Origin of the sequence: Mesorhizobium sp. WSM4312, from assembly GCF_002294875.1 — a bacterium.
GTDB lineage: Bacteria > Pseudomonadota > Alphaproteobacteria > Rhizobiales > Rhizobiaceae > Mesorhizobium.
The window spans coordinates 14888-28645 of sequence record NZ_NSFU01000015.1 but is presented as its reverse complement, the minus strand read 5'-3'; the positions used below and the strand labels follow the sequence as shown (position 1 = coordinate 28645).

General features: G+C 63.7%; 14 protein-coding genes. 2 read left to right on the top strand and 12 right to left on the bottom strand.

The features are described from left to right. Nucleotide 1: 1 nt before the first annotated feature. Complete coding sequence (locus CK228_RS24350; RefSeq protein WP_095789516.1) at nt 2-1057, bottom strand: PLP-dependent cysteine synthase family protein; 1056 nt, start codon at nt 1055-1057, stop codon at nt 2-4. Beyond that, on the bottom strand, nt 1051-1989 hold the full coding sequence (locus CK228_RS24345; RefSeq protein ID WP_245438104.1) for a kinase: 939 nt from the start codon (nt 1987-1989) through the stop codon (nt 1051-1053). The genes CK228_RS24350 and CK228_RS24345 overlap by 7 nt, the downstream gene beginning before the upstream one ends. Nucleotides 1990-2561: 572 nt before the next feature. Between CK228_RS24345 and CK228_RS24335 the strand changes: the two genes are divergently transcribed. Both CK228_RS24335 and ehuB read left to right on the top strand, forming a co-directional pair. Then, the gene (locus CK228_RS24335) at nt 2562-3749 is read left to right on the top strand and encodes a Fic family protein (RefSeq protein ID WP_095789513.1); all 1188 of its coding nucleotides are present in this window, start codon (nt 2562-2564) and stop codon (nt 3747-3749) included. Between the two features lie 187 nt (nt 3750-3936). Beyond that, nucleotides 3937-4809, top strand: coding sequence for an ectoine/hydroxyectoine ABC transporter substrate-binding protein EhuB (gene ehuB / locus CK228_RS24330; RefSeq protein ID WP_095789512.1), 873 nt, complete (start codon nt 3937-3939; stop codon nt 4807-4809). Nucleotides 4810-4914: 105 nt separating this feature from the next. Here the strand turns inward: ehuB and CK228_RS24325 are convergent, their stop codons facing one another. The 10 genes from CK228_RS24325 to CK228_RS24280 form a co-directional block, all read right to left on the bottom strand. After that, complete coding sequence (locus tag CK228_RS24325) at nt 4915-5349, bottom strand: CopG family transcriptional regulator (RefSeq protein WP_095789650.1); 435 nt, start codon at nt 5347-5349, stop codon at nt 4915-4917. 5 nt (nt 5350-5354) lie between these two features. Beyond that, on the bottom strand, nt 5355-7340 hold the full coding sequence (locus CK228_RS24320; RefSeq protein WP_095789649.1) for a conjugal transfer protein TraG: 1986 nt from the start codon (nt 7338-7340) through the stop codon (nt 5355-5357). Between the two features lie 250 nt (nt 7341-7590). Continuing rightward, complete coding sequence (locus CK228_RS24315; RefSeq protein ID WP_095789511.1) at nt 7591-9330, bottom strand: VirD2 family relaxase/mobilization nuclease; 1740 nt, start codon at nt 9328-9330, stop codon at nt 7591-7593. Between the two features lie 243 nt (nt 9331-9573). Next, nucleotides 9574-10296 (bottom strand): lytic transglycosylase domain-containing protein, encoded by a 723-nt coding sequence (locus CK228_RS24310; RefSeq protein ID WP_245318246.1) that lies wholly within the window; start codon nt 10294-10296, stop codon nt 9574-9576. Between the two features lie 50 nt (nt 10297-10346). Further along, nucleotides 10347-10682: a DUF736 domain-containing protein gene (locus CK228_RS24305; protein ID WP_095774572.1), complete on the bottom strand. Its 336-nt coding sequence runs from the start codon at nt 10680-10682 to the stop codon at nt 10347-10349. A gap of 36 nt (nt 10683-10718) precedes the next feature. Beyond that, nucleotides 10719-11264: a S26 family signal peptidase gene (locus CK228_RS24300; protein WP_095789510.1), complete on the bottom strand. Its 546-nt coding sequence runs from the start codon at nt 11262-11264 to the stop codon at nt 10719-10721. Then, nucleotides 11261-11752 (bottom strand): DUF2840 domain-containing protein, encoded by a 492-nt coding sequence (locus tag CK228_RS24295; RefSeq protein ID WP_095774574.1) that lies wholly within the window; start codon nt 11750-11752, stop codon nt 11261-11263. The genes CK228_RS24300 and CK228_RS24295 overlap by 4 nt, the downstream gene beginning before the upstream one ends. Further along, the gene (locus CK228_RS24290; RefSeq protein WP_095774575.1) at nt 11749-12834 is read right to left on the bottom strand and encodes a replication initiator protein A; all 1086 of its coding nucleotides are present in this window, start codon (nt 12832-12834) and stop codon (nt 11749-11751) included. Before CK228_RS24290 ends, CK228_RS24295 begins: the two co-directional genes overlap by 4 nt. Before the next feature lie 15 nt (nt 12835-12849). Beyond that, nucleotides 12850-13131 carry a helix-turn-helix domain-containing protein gene (locus CK228_RS24285; RefSeq protein WP_095774576.1) on the bottom strand — a complete coding sequence of 94 codons (282 nt, stop codon included), beginning with the start codon at nt 13129-13131 and terminating at the stop codon, nt 12850-12852. Nucleotides 13132-13252: 121 nt separating this feature from the next. Continuing rightward, complete coding sequence (locus CK228_RS24280) at nt 13253-13654, bottom strand: DUF2285 domain-containing protein (RefSeq protein ID WP_245438103.1); 402 nt, start codon at nt 13652-13654, stop codon at nt 13253-13255. Between the last annotated feature and the right edge of the window lie 104 nt (nt 13655-13758).

Below are 13758 nucleotides of genomic sequence, written 5' to 3'. Positions count from 1 at the left end.
GTTAGTCGCTCGTCTGGGCCTTCACGGCTGCCTGTGTTTCCAGCACCTCGGCCAGGCTGCGGCGGTTCCAGACAAAGCGCGTCCATTGTGTTTCTGCCCTTGGCGCGATGATTGAAAGTGTGTTCGGTTCGCTGACTTGCGCGCATGGCCAGCCAGGCAAGCTCGAGAGCCAGTCGTCATTGTAGACAGTCTCGATATGTCGGTGACCTTCGTCCGGCATGATGGCGGCGACCTGGGCATCCGGGTGTTTGGTTGCAACCCATTGTGCCACCAGCGCGGCGGCGCCACTGGTCGGCCCCATGAAGATGCCGTGATCGCGCAGCAAACGATGAGCCGCCATATAGGCTGGGTAGGCACCGACCCAATGGATCTCGTCGACCAGTTCGTGGCGAACATTCTTCGGCAACACGCTGTTGCCCAGCCCGCGCAGCATGCGTTTGCCAACGGGTTGACCAAACAGGATGCTGTGGTGGGTATCGACGGCGAAAACAGTGAGATGGGGAAAGATGGTTCGCAAAAACCAGGCAGTGCCACAAAGCGAGCCGCCTGTGCCGATACAACCGACAAGGCAGTCAATCCGACCCATCGCGCGGATCAGAAGCTCGGCCAGCCGCGCATAGGCGAGCCAATTTCCCGGACTATCGTATTGACGCGTCCAGAAGCCGTCCGGCTCCCTGGCCAGGATGTCATGAAGACACTCAAGCCTGCCGGGCTGGTTGCCATCACCACGGGGATCGTCCAACGCGATGACCGAGGCGCCGATGCGCTCGAGGCGCGCCTTGTATCTGGCGTCAATCAGCGTCGAGGCGGTGACGAGCGTAAGCCGATAGCCGCGCGCCGCGGCGAGCAGCGCCACCGCCATTCCGAACGTGCCCGACGTCGTCTCGACAATATGCGCGCCTGCCTTCAACTCGCCGTCCGCAGCGGCGCGATCCAGAATGTAACGGGCCGGCATCAGTTTCATCAGCGGAAAGGCGGCAGCGACAAGATTTCGCGACAGGTGAGCCAGACGGGGCGTCTCCAGGTCCCTGAAATAGTCGGCATCGACGGCTACCATTGCCACCCCTCCCCATTGACCAGATGAAACTCGACATCCGTGAAACCAGCCGACTCCGCCCTCTGCGCAACCAAGCCTGCCTTTCGTCTCAGGTCGGTTTCGGAGAGGTCAAAAATGACACCGAACAGAGAGCCGCTATGGGCGACCTGCACACCGCACGCTCCGGCTTCCTCGGCGATCTGGACGACCTCGTTGAAACCCTGTTTCGGCAGATGCCGTTGACTGATCAGGGCACTGGCCGAGGCGGCACGTCCCAGGAGATAGGGGTCCTGGAAACGAACGGCCCTTGCCACCAGTGCCCGAAGCACGCCGAATTGCTGAATTTCGAAACTGTCATAGCGCGCGGGCGACAGCTGCAACGTGTCGACCGGGGCGCCGCCGTTGGCCTTGAACCCCACCAGCAGCAACGGCGGCAAGGAGCCGCCGAAGTTCTCGATCACGGCGCCTTCACGCTGCGCAAACAGGACAGCGTGATCATCATAGGCGATAGCATCGCTTGCACGCTCGGCTGCCACGGCGAGACGGCCGACGCTCGATGGCCGCAGCAGAGCCTTGAGAGCAGCAGCCACAGCGCGGATCGAGGCGACAACGTCGGCTGTCGATGAGCCATAGCCGTGCCCGACCGGGATCGAGCTGTGAAGTGTCAGCTCGCCGCCGCTGCTGACACTCAAAAGATCAAGCGTCAGCCGCGCGGCCGCCGCCGCTTTGACCTTGTGATCGGGATGGACAATGATCCCCTTGCCAACGCCCAAGACAAAGGTCGCCTCCGATTTCAACCCGGCAATCGGCAGTGTCACCAGGCCGCGTTGAAGATGCCCGTCGTCCCCTTGGAAGACGCCCTGGACAAGTTCTCCGTGATGCGCGATTGCGGTTGCCGTTCCGACCAAGGGCTGCGATGCGTCACGGATCGCCAAATCGCCATCGATTGCCATAGCCATCTCCACCGCATTCACGGGCCATGGAGAGAAATGGCGGAAGTGAATGACAGCCGCCCTCAATGGATTCCGGTATTGACTGCGCTTAAATCGCGCATGCGCCTAGCGGATGGAGGCCTGTCAGCACTGTCGTCGCGCAAGTCTGCGCAACAGGCTCAGTTGCATCCATGGACATCAAAGCCGGAGCCCGCAGCCTGGCTATGATCTGCCCTCTCCCAAGATCGACTTCCGCCAGGTCGCTCATCCTCATCGACAACAAGCGAGAGCCTTGTTCCTGGCCTCTCCGAGGCTGGCTGAGCCGGCTCGATCCGGCTGTTTCGCAAACATCGGCCAACAGACCGGCCAATAATCTCGGCGACACGGGTTTTATTCATGGATTTCAGGGCATTGAGGTGCTCTAGCATCGGCCAGTACGACGATCATAATCATCGTGGCGCCGTGGTCAGGCCTCCAATCGGCCAATGCCTATGCCGAGCCTATGATCGGCCACCAGATCGGCCAATTACGCTGGAAAAACAAAAATAAATCTTTATAATTACATATTTAACTGAAACCAAGATCGGCCAGCCATGGAAGAAACCGTCCAGCGTATCGAACCAACACGACTGGAAGACATATCCGAGCCGATATCGGATGCGCTGGCGGAGCTGGCGGCGGCATCGGCCGTTCTGGGCAAAAGCCTGCATCCGCGCACCGCAGCCAATCTCGCCGATCTCGTGCGCATCATGAACACCTACTACAGCAACCTCATCGAGGGCCACAACACACGCCCCCGCGACATCGAACGCGCCCTAGCCGGTGAGTTCGACAAGGACAAGGAGCGGCGCAATCTGCAGATCGAAGCCGCGGCCCATGTGCGGCTGCAGGTCGAGATTGACCAGATGGCGGCGCAGGAACGTGTACCCGAGCCGGCCTCGCCCGAATTCTTGCGCTGGCTGCATGCCGAATTTTACCGCGATGCCGATGAAGCGATGTTGCGCATCCGGGATGCAGGCCGCGAATTCGTCATGACCCCCGGCAAGTGGAGATCGGCGTCGGAGCATGATGTCGCGGTCGGACGACACCAGCCGCCATCGAGTGACCGCGTCGAGGCGTTCATGGAGTATTTCGCGACGCGCTACCGTTTCGCCCGCATGGGCAAAGCCGCGCGCATCCTGGCCATCCCGGCAGCCCACCACCGGTTCAACTACATCCATCCCTTTCCCGATGGCAACGGCCGCGTCAGCCGCTTGATGAGCCATGCCATGGCCCATGAGGCCGGTGTCGCTGCGCATGGGCTGTGGTCGATTTCGCGTGGCTTGGCCCGGGGCTTGAACAGCCGGGGCGACTACAAGCGCATGATGGATCACGCCGACATGCCGCGCCAGGGCGATCGCGACGGCCGCGGCAATCTCTCGGAACGCGCGCTTGGCGATTTCATCTTGTGGTTCTTGCGCGTGTGCGTCGACCAGGTCGGCTTCATGTCCAGCCTGTTCGATCTCAATCAGCTCGCACGGCGGCTGCAGCGCTTTGTGCAGCGCCACGACGTCAAGCCGGAGGCGTTCCGGCTGCTCGAGGAGGCGCTGTTGCGTGGCGAGTTCGATCGCGGCGAAGCCTCGCGCATCACCGGCCTGCCGGAACGTACCGCGCGGCGCGTGTTTGCCGATATACTGGGCCTTGGCCTGCTTGCATCGGACACGCCGAAAGGCCCGGTGTCGCTGCGCTTCCCGGCCGATACGCTGGATGAGCTGTTCCCCAAGCTGTTTCCCGAAACCTAGAACGACAGGGCGCGCCCTGGCCAGAGAGCGCCTGGCGCTGGGGCTCGCATGCAGGCGCATTGCAATAATTTGTACATACTTTGTCAATCTATATTGACGAAATAGTGGCCTCGACCATACTTTGAGTGGCTGCGGCTGAACCGGATCGGGGAGGCGCACGCAATCAATCTCATGGGAGGACTGCACGATGAATTTCCGAGCCCGATCGGCCGCCCTTGGCCTGGCCTGCATAGCCTACGCCGCGATCATTGGAAGCCTGCTGCCAGCCGCGGCAGAAACCACGAAAGAGCGCGTCCTGAAGGACGGGCGCATCGTCATCGGCATTCATAACCGCGCGCCATGGGGCTACAAGAAGGAGGGAACAGGCGAACTGGTCGGATGGCATCCAGACCTGCTGAGAGCCGCATTCGCCGATCTCGGCGTCAAGCAAATCGATTTCGAGGTAACCGAGTTCGGAGCCTTGATTCCAGGCCTCATGGCCGGGCGTTTCGACGCCGTGGCGTCGGGCCTGTCGATAACGCCGGAGCGATGCAAGCAGGTCGCCTTCGGCGGTCCCGACCTGAAGTCGGACGACGCGGCGGTCGTGCTAGCCGGCAACCCCAAAGCGATCCACAGTTATGCGGACCTGGCGGCCAAATCCGACCTTATCATGGGGGGCGGCCGGGGCAGCAATGTCATCAAGAATGCAATCACGCAAGGCGTCCCGGACGATCGGATCCTGCAGTTTCCCGACATTGAAACCAACATCGCCGCATTGCGCGCCGGGCGCATCGATGCGGCGGTGTTCTCGTCGCCGACCGTCATCGGGCTGCTTGCCGGGAGCAAAAGCCCCGACCTCGAGCGCGCCAATCCATTCACCACAGGCGACAGTTCAATCAGTTACATCGCCATCGCGTTCAGGAAGGACGATGGCGATCTGCGCGACCTCTATGACAAGGGCTTGGCCAAAGTCATGTCCAGCGGCGCGATCGCCACCATCATGGCGAAATACGGGTTTGGCCCGGCCGAAGCCGTGCCGACAGGACTGACAACGGCGCAGCTGTGCGGTTCAGCCAACTGATCTGCATTGCGGATCGTACCCGGGCAGCATCGCTGCCAGCCATCGGATCGCGTGGCGCCGCACGAACAGGCGGCGCCGCTGTCCATCGGCTGCCTTGGCTGACTGTCAGTCCGGATCACCGGATGAAGCGACGTCTTCAGGGATTTCCTGGCGCAAGTTCGGCCCCTTGGCCAAGCGCCTGCCAAGCGCGGACACGAAGGCGTTGTAGCGCTCGCTCGCCCTGGCGCGTGCCGCCTGCGCCATCGGTTCAGGCAAGGCAGGTGTCGTCGCCAACCAGAAGCGGATGAACACCGCCAGGGTTTCAATTGAGATCCCGACATCACGCTCCAGCCGCATGATCCGGCGGTCGATCTGATCGAGACGCTTGGCCATCGCCGCCTCGCGCTGTGCGTCGGCATCGGGGGAGAGGAAGGAAGCGATCGCCGCTTCGGCGATCAGCGACTGCGACCGGTCGCGCCTGACGGCATAGTCGACAAGCAACGCCATCACCGCAGGGTCGAGATAGACGGAGATCTGCACCTTCTTCTTCATCGCCTTCATGGCCGTCATAGCTCCATGCCATCGTCCGGATCGAGCGCGATTTGCCGCGCGACAGTCCGCGCGACGCGGGCCATCCGGCTGCTGCTTGCGGCGAGATCATCGGCCTCGTCAGCCGTATCGATCTCGAATTCGTTGGCGGGCGCCGCAGGCGCTGAAGTCGCGACAACGTTGTCGAGCTCGGGCTGACGCCGCCAGCCGGAGTCGGTCGCATCGTCCTGGCCTTTCACGCCAGCGGCCTGGGCTGCTGGACTCTGCGACGGCAGCGGCGACGGAAGGCTTGTCCAGTCGTCAGGCGTGACCTCGCTTCGCACCGTGAGCGCCGGCGGTGGCAGGACGCGGTCCTTCAACCGCGGGTCTTCGAAGTAGCGCGCCTTCTTCGCCCGGATCGGCGGCGTACCGGCCAGCATGACGATTTCGTCGCCAGCCGGCAGTTGCATGATCTCGCCGGGTGTCAGCAACGGCCGCGCCGTCTCGGAGCGCGAAACCATGAGATGACCGAGCCATGGCGAAAGCCGGTGACCGGCATAGTTCTTCATCGCCTTCATTTCGGTTGCCGTGCCCAGCGCATCCGACACGCGCTTGGCGGTGCGCTCGTCATTCGTCGCGAAGCTGACGCGCACGTGGCAGTTGTCGAGGATCGAGTTGTTCGGTCCGTAGGCCTTCTCGATCTGATTGAGAGACTGCGCGATCAGAAAGCTTTTCAGGCCATAGCCGGCCATGAAAGCAAGCGCTGACTCGAAGAAGTCGAGCCGTCCGAGCGCCGGGAACTCGTCCAGCATGAGCAGCAACCGATGACGATCCATTCTCTCGTGCAAGTCCTCGGTCAGACGCCGGCCGATCTGGTTGAGAATGAGACGGATCAGCGGTTTGGTGCGACTGATGTCGGAGGGCGGAACGACGAGGTAGAGCGTCGCCGGAGCGGCATCCGCGACGATGTCGGCGATGCGCCAGTCACAGGCGCGGGTGACCGCGGCGACGACCGGATCGCGGTAGAGGCCGAGGAAGGACATCGAGGTCGAAAGCACGCCTGAACGTTCGTTGTCGGACTTGTTCAGCAACTCTCGTGCAGCACTTGCAATGACCGGGTGCGGACCGCCCTCCCCCAGATGCGCCGTCGTCATCATGGCGGCCAGTGTCGCCTCGATCGGTCGCTTGGGATCGGACAGAAATGCCGCAACGCCGGCCAGTGTCTTGTCGGGTCCGGCGTAGAGCACATGCAGGATCGCGCCGACCAGAAGCGCGTGACTGGTCTTTTCCCAGTGGTTGCGTCGTTCAAGCGAGCCTTCGGGATCGACCAGAATATCGGCGATGTTTTGAACGTCGCGCACCTCCCATTCACCCCGCCGGACCTCCAGCAAGGGGTTGTAGGCGTTCGACCTGGCATTGGTCGGATCAAACAGCAGTACCCGGCCGTGCCGAGCGCGGAAACCGGCGGTAAGGCGCCAGTTCTCGCCCTTGATGTCATGGACGATCGCCGAGCCGGGCCAGGTCAGCAGCGACGGCACGACCAGGCCAACACCCTTGCCCGAACGCGTCGGCGCAAAGCAGAGCACATGCTCTGGCCCGTCATGGCGCAGATAATTCGGCCCATATCGCCCGAGCACCACACCGTCCGGAACAAGCAGGCCGGCGGCCTTGACCTCGCTCCTTTCGGCCCAGCGGGCGGAGCCGTAGGTCTCGACCTTCGTCGCTTCGCGGGCACGCCACAGGGACATGCCGATCGCCACGGCGATTGCGATGAAGCCGCCCGAGGCAGCGATGAGGCCGCCGCGCATGAAGATGCCGGGCGCATAGGCGTCGTAGAAATACCACCACCAGAAGATGGCTGGCGGATAGTAGATGGGCATGCCGGCGATGACGACCCAAGGCGGGCCCAGCTGTGTCTGGTACCCCAACTGCCACGCCGACCACTGCGTCGCCCCCCAGGTGGTGAGCAGCACGATCAGGAAGACAACGACAATCTGGCCCCAGAGGACTTTTGTTCCCGACATGCGTTTCTCCTCGCTGCGAAGAGGTCCGGCAAAGTGCATTTGAATTCAACGGCCCATCCGACCCGATCGCGCGGTGTCGAGCTGTCGGCAAGGAAGACAGGCGATCGGCAGCCATGGACCCGCGCTCGAGCAGCCCGCAAAAGACGGGATCCGGCGTAGGTCATGCGATTGCAGGCGTTGGCAATCTCACGTTCCCTACGAAACTCTGGATGCGTGCCGATCGCCACCGGCCGAAGCTTTGCCGATGAGATCACAACCCCAGTCCTTGCTTGCGCCCGAAACTCCAGTCAATGCCGCCGTCGCCGCGGGCGATGCCGGCGATATGGTTGCCGAGATGCCGCTCCAACGACGGCGTCCACGGCACCAGTTGAAAGCCGAGCCCGTCATCGATCATCGCAAAACGGCCGGAGGCAAGCGCAAAGCGCTGGCGGTAAATACCGGACACGAATTCGCCACTGCCGGCACGGTTGAAGGGCTGGCCGGACGTCGCCGCGAGCTTGCTGCCCAGTGCGTCGATCTCCCTTCGGCGCAAAGTGTCGATCAAGCCGTTGGCAAAGACGATGCCGCGTGCCTGCCGCTCAGCCAGATCCAGGCCGACCAGATGTTTGGCACGCCGATTCATCGCATGCCGCACCTCAGCACCGAATCCGCCATCGGACAGCGGTGCCGGCTTGCGCGCGAGCGCCTGCCTGTCGAGCCAGGTCGCGCCATCGGCGACGACCTGGCGTTCGATGTCGAGGTCGCTGCGAACGGCGAGCGCGAGGCGCCGGCGTCCTTGGGCGTCGTCGAACTTGCGCAGCTCGACGATCGAGCCCGGTGCGCCATCACCCGCTGCGTCGAGATCGGGAAGTCGGACATGATGGCAACGGCCGTCGACGCCGTCGATGACCGCATAGGCCGTGCCCTTGAGCTCGTCATCCAGCCCGCGCTCGACCAGGCGGCCCAGGATGGTTTCGTCAAGCGTCTCCGCCGCCAGCACATAGCTGGCACTGGCGCGCTCGATGTCGCGCCCGCAAAGCGCCCGATGCAGGCGTTTGATGATATCGCCGCGTTCGCCGAGCTCACGCAGCGTCGCCTCGGCTTTGTCGCTGACGACCCATTGGCCAGGACCGATCTCATCGGCAAGGCCGAGCCCCTCGAGTCTGCGCAGGCGCCCGACCTTGAAGGTGCTGAATTCGTCAGGCCGGCGATCGGCGTGAGGCGCAAGGTCGATGATGCCGTCTGGACCAGCATCGCGCATCAGCTGGCGGTCGAGTCCAGTCCAGCCATCCGCATCGACCTGCCGCTCGACGTCCCGGCGGACTTCGAGATCGGAGCGGAGGCCGAGCTCCCGCGTGATGAGGGCGCTGGCGCGATCGCGCATGCCGCGGCTGATGTAATCGCGAGAGATCACGAGGTCCCGGCCATCATCGCCCCGGCCGCGCAAGATGACGTGGAGATGCGGGTTGTCGGTGTTCCAGTGATCGACCGCAACCCAATCGAGCGACGTGCCGAGATCCTTTTCCATCCGGCCCATCAAGTCGCGCGTAAAGGATTTCAGATCCGCCATTTCGGCGGCGTCCTGCGGCGAGACGATGAAGCGGAAATGATGCCGGTCATCCCTGCAGCGCTCGACGAAATCCGTGACCGAAGCATCCTCGACCTCGGGGCCAAACATGCGGGCTTTGGCGCCGTCGAGCGTCACACCTGCGCGCTGCAGATAGGTGAGGTGGGTCGCCAGCGGCGCGGCGCGTTTCGAATGGCGAACCACGCGGGTCTTGATGACGGCGACGCGGGAACGGCTGGTCAGGAAGCGATTGGCCTGAATGCTGGCCACCCTGCCCCGGCCAAACTGCGAATGACTGGAGAGCCAGATCCGGCCGGAGCGCGACACGCTGCCGCCGGCCTTTTGCGTTGCGGCAAGCGCCTGGGCGATGAAGGGCCGGGAGGACTGGGAACGCGTCGAGCGAACGCGGCCCGGACGGATGAGGAATTCGCGCTCATCGGCCATGACGCCGGCCCGCAACGTGCGATGAACGCAGCAGATACGACATGTTGTCTGCCTCCGGCACATTGCGCCGAAGCGCGGCAATGTGCCGGAGGCGGCGAAAAACCCAACAAAGACAGCCGACCGGCCGGCGCACAATGTGCGCCCTTTTATCTCGCCATCCCTCGGTCGTTGCCTCGCGACCTATCCATCGCGCACGCCATAACGCCCAACAAGGCGCCAGGGCGCGAATTGAGAACAAATCCTTCATGGCTCCGACGTCCAGACATCGGGGCTGCTGAACAGCTCGCGCGACCGCGGACCGGCTGAAAAAAGATCGCCCGCCCGAGACGATGCTTGCATGTCGGCCGATGCGCCCTCGCCCAACGAGCGATCGGCGGTGGCGGTCGAGCCGGATCGGTTTGTGAACAGCGGCGCGACGGTCCATGCAACGGCGTTGCGCTGAGCGGCGGTCAGCGCGCCGGGACCATCACCGCCGTCCCAGAAAGGGCGCAGTCTTGCAACGTAGGACCGGGTCTCGGCCGGTAGGAGACGGCCCTTCAAAGAGGCTTCGTAACGGGCCGGCCCCGCATTGTAGGCCGCCAGGAAACCAGGCGAGCCGTATCGATCATACAGCTCGCGCAGATAGGCCGTTCCGGCGAGAATGTTGTCGCGCGGATCAAAAGGATTGTGGCCCAAATGATGGCGAAGGCGCAGCTCAGCCCAGGTCGCGGGCATGACCTGCATCAACCCTACCGCGCCTTTGCGCGAGACGGCGACCGGGTCGCGAGCGCTTTCCAGGCGCATGATCGCCCGTATCCAGCGTTCCGGGATGCGGAAGCGATGTGACGCCTCGGCAATGTGCGCTGCATAGGGATCGTCCGTGGACTGGCGTGAGACCGGTGCTGGTTGTGCGTCGGCGCCCGTCAATCCGTGACAGAAGATCGCCATGCCGGCAGCAAACAAAAGAGTTCCAGGCCTCACCCGCATGCGACCAAGGAAACGCCGTCCGGCGGCACGCATCTTTGCCGCTCGCAAGGTCATCGTGAGCGATCGTGACGCGATTTCGGCCGGCTCCAGCGCAGCGACCAGGAGCTCCCATCCGCGCTGGGACGGAAAAGGTTGGCGCGGAAACGCCGGCCAAACATCGGATCCTCCAACCGGCAGGACAAATAGTCGCCCGCGGCCGGCCCGGTCTCCCTCCAGGCCGCGCCGATTTCCGGGCCGCTGTCGTCGCCGATATGGATGCGAAAATCCGGTGCATTGCCCTCGGATGTCCTTGTCGGGACGAGCACCAATTCGGCATCCAGAAGCAGCGTTCGAATGCGACCGCTGAAACCAGATTGGGTTTGCTCGAAAACACCGATCTCGGGCATGGAAATGTCTCCTTCCTGTTTTGGTTTGGCTGGGTTTCAGTTCTCCGGAGCGAGCCAGACGTAGCGTCCGTCGCCCCTCTCGTCGGTCCAGAGCGGCAGCGCGCGTCCGAAGATCGAGGTCGCCGGGAAAGGCCCGAAATAACGGCCGTCGAGGCTTTCCCCGACCTTCCGGTTCATGACGAAGATTTCGTCGGCGGCGATGATGCGGCAGCCCTGCCAGTCAGGCAGAGAACGCCCCTTGTGGTCGCGCGCAAGTGCTGCGCCCAACGCGACGCCGTCGGCAGTGACAATGCGCCCGATACGGCAGACCTTTTGCCCGGGGAGTGCCACGATGGTCTTCAACATCGGTACGCCAATCGGAAGATAGCCGCGCTGCGCTGCGAACCGGGCGATCGGTTCGGGCGGTTCAACGACTGCGAGCTCGCCGGCCGCAGCGTGCGTGCCTCGGCTCACCGCGTAGAGGCCGATGGGCGCGCTGGCCGATGCGTTCCACATCAACAGCGGCGGCATCTTCACGACAGCCGGCGTAACGATCGCGGCGACCGCGGCAAGCGCCGTGATTGAGCAGGCAAGGCGGCTCATGATGTGGCTCGCTTGCGCAACAGGAAGCCCTGGTGCTGTTCGAGCGAATAGGCGCGCGGGGTTCCGCCGGCGACCAGGCGGTTGTGGGTTTGGCGCCAATAGTCGGGCGCGGCATCGGCGGGATGAATGCCGATCGCCTCAATCGCGTCGATCAGCTGGAGGACGCGCTCGACCTTGTTCCAGCCCGTGATCGTGAGCAGGATCTCACCGCCAGGCCGGATGTGAGGCAGCGTCTGATAAGCTTGCGAGGGTCGGACGGCACGCACGATATCGATGCGCGACATGACGGTGCCGAAGTCGTTGGCCGCCCAGCGCACAAAGGCAAAAACAACGTCCGGCGCAAATGCGAGAACGCGGCGGCGCCTGTCGATGATTGTCTCATGGACGGTTCGCCCGAAGCGGATCCGATGTTCAATCCGCTTCTCGACCCAGATCAACTCGACGGTCGTGAGCGCGCTACGCGGCATGGCTTGTGGAAACGACGTCATGTGTCATCGCCCGTGCGGCGACCGGCGCGTTGGCCATCGCGTGTCGGTCGGCCAGCAGCCAGCCGCGACTGTTCCTCGCGCTGGTTCGCCGGGTGCCGCGCAAGACTGTTAGATTGACTGTTAGACTCCAAGTTAGGAGCGCGATTTTCCTCGCCGGTGCCACGGCTTAGGGCCGCTGGCGGTTCCCGATAGCCCGATAGTGCGGTTCCCGATGGCACGACGGTTCGGGTTCCCGATAGCACGAGCCTGTCAACAAGGGCTGGCGCCGGTTCGAACGCCAAAAGAACGCGGCCGCTGGCTTCGACTTCCGTGAACAGAAGGTACCCGGGCAGCGGTTGGCGGCGCACGATGTCGCGCAGCTCGAAGGCAAAGCGCTTGAGCGGGGAGAGGCTGCCGGACTTCTGATGCAAATGCCGGATGTCGAAACGCCAGCCGGCACGCTGGCGCCCGCCATGCTTGCGCACCAGCCGGTAGAGCCAGCGATCGAGGCCACCCGTCAGCCCGAAATAGGCACGATCAATCGTCAGAATAAGCGCTGAGTCCACAACCGCGCGGTAGAACCAGTCCGGCAAAATTAACTCGAGGCCGAGCGGGCGGCCGTTTCGGCCGGTGCATTCCTGCCACTCATTGATCCACGAGAAGCGATGGCGCCTGCCTTCGGCGGGTTGGCGGATCGAGGTGACGACGCTCGTCGATTGCAGGCGATCGAGCGCTGCCTTGAGGCGCTGGTAGTCTCGCTTCGAGACGCCGCGGCCGATGAAGGTCAGCATTTCGTATGGCGTCGCAGCCATCAGGCGCGACGTGCGCAGCCCGGCGTCGCGTGCGTTGACGATCTGGCTTGCGGCCCAGATCAGGATATCGGCATCCCAGATTGTCGCCATCCCGTGGTCAGGCACGGCCTCCACCCTGATGGTCACATCGCCAGCGCGAAAGTCGATCGGCGCGATGCGTCTGGATTTGGCGAGGGAAAAGAAAGGATAGGCCATGAGGTCCTGCGCATCGCGTGGTGCGAAATCACCGGGCAGCGCGTGGAACAGGTCGAGCTGTCCGCGCTCGGAGGGTTGGCGTGTTCGTCCCGACATCGGGTTGGCGGCGGCTTAGCGGGTTTCGCGCCCGGCATAGGGGATCAACCGGGCTGCATGAGGCTTGGCGGGCAGCACCGAGCCATGCGGATCGGACGTCGAGGTCATTGCCCCGCGCTGCACCCAGGCTTGAAGATCGTCGACGGCGTAGACGACGCGGCCGCCAAGCTTGCGATAGGCAGGCCCGGTCCCGTAGGTGCGGTGCTTCTCCAGGGTGCGCGCAGAGAGGCTGAGGAAATGCGCGGCCTCCGCGGTGCGCAGGTAGCGCGGCGGCATTGCCGCGGTGTTGGCGTTCATGGGGCGTCTCCTTCCGGCCGTCGCGGTTGAACGGCGATCCATGGCCAGGATGGAGGAGCAAGGGGCCGGTGATCAGGTGCGCAATTGACAGGCGCTTTTTTGCACCGTGAGCCACCAGGTTTCAGGAGAGCCGCCGCCGCGCGCGCAGCAGTTGCCGATAGCCGTGCTCGACCATCTTCAGACCGTCGCGCATCAGGCGGTGCGTCTGGTAGCGGAAGGCGGAGTCGTGCCAATCAGCCGCGCTGACCAGCCGCCTACCGAACAAGGCGGCCGCGACTTCAAAATGGGATGCGTGCTCCTCCCGGCCGTCCAGGCATCGCAGCATATGACCAAGGCGGCGGCGCTGCGCCGTGGTCAATCGGGCGTCGGGAAAATGGCGATTGGCGATCGAGCGAATGAAGCGCTCGATCGCCAGGAGCCGGTCGGGTGCCATATCGTCGAGCGGGATGATGGCCGCCAAAGGCTTGCCTGGCCGCGGGTCACTGAGAAGCACCACATGCGTGCCGCTGTGCTCAGCACGCATGTGAAGGCCGATCTCGTCGCGCTGGCCCTCGGCAAGCGCAACGACGGAAGGGATGTTCTGCGCGGCGTGCAGGCTCGGCGGAACCTCGATCAGATTGATGACGC

What these genes read in the sequence shown, in the direction of transcription:
- CK228_RS24280 (WP_245438103.1), bottom strand. Translation starts at nt 13,654, where the DNA reads ATGCGTGCTGAGCACAGCGGCACGCATGTGGTGCTTCTCAGTGACCCG.
- CK228_RS24315 (WP_095789511.1), bottom strand. Translation starts at nt 9,330, where the DNA reads ATGGCCGATGAGCGCGAATTCCTCATCCGTCCGGGCCGCGTTCGCTCG.
- CK228_RS24295 (WP_095774574.1), bottom strand. Translation starts at nt 11,752, where the DNA reads ATGACGTCGTTTCCACAAGCCATGCCGCGTAGCGCGCTCACGACCGTC.
- CK228_RS24325 (WP_095789650.1), bottom strand. Translation starts at nt 5,349, where the DNA reads ATGAAGGCGATGAAGAAGAAGGTGCAGATCTCCGTCTATCTCGACCCT.
- CK228_RS24335 (WP_095789513.1), top strand. Translation starts at nt 2,562, where the DNA reads ATGGAAGAAACCGTCCAGCGTATCGAACCAACACGACTGGAAGACATA.
- CK228_RS24350 (WP_095789516.1), bottom strand. Translation starts at nt 1,057, where the DNA reads ATGGTAGCCGTCGATGCCGACTATTTCAGGGACCTGGAGACGCCCCGT.
- ehuB (WP_095789512.1), top strand. Translation starts at nt 3,937, where the DNA reads ATGAATTTCCGAGCCCGATCGGCCGCCCTTGGCCTGGCCTGCATAGCC.
- CK228_RS24285 (WP_095774576.1), bottom strand. Translation starts at nt 13,131, where the DNA reads ATGAACGCCAACACCGCGGCAATGCCGCCGCGCTACCTGCGCACCGCG.
- CK228_RS24310 (WP_245318246.1), bottom strand. Translation starts at nt 10,296, where the DNA reads ATGCGGGTGAGGCCTGGAACTCTTTTGTTTGCTGCCGGCATGGCGATC.
- CK228_RS24345 (WP_245438104.1), bottom strand. Translation starts at nt 1,989, where the DNA reads ATGGCAATCGATGGCGATTTGGCGATCCGTGACGCATCGCAGCCCTTG.
- CK228_RS24320 (WP_095789649.1), bottom strand. Translation starts at nt 7,340, where the DNA reads ATGTCGGGAACAAAAGTCCTCTGGGGCCAGATTGTCGTTGTCTTCCTG.
- CK228_RS24300 (WP_095789510.1), bottom strand. Translation starts at nt 11,264, where the DNA reads ATGAGCCGCCTTGCCTGCTCAATCACGGCGCTTGCCGCGGTCGCCGCG.
- CK228_RS24305 (WP_095774572.1), bottom strand. Translation starts at nt 10,682, where the DNA reads ATGCCCGAGATCGGTGTTTTCGAGCAAACCCAATCTGGTTTCAGCGGT.
- CK228_RS24290 (WP_095774575.1), bottom strand. Translation starts at nt 12,834, where the DNA reads ATGTCGGGACGAACACGCCAACCCTCCGAGCGCGGACAGCTCGACCTG.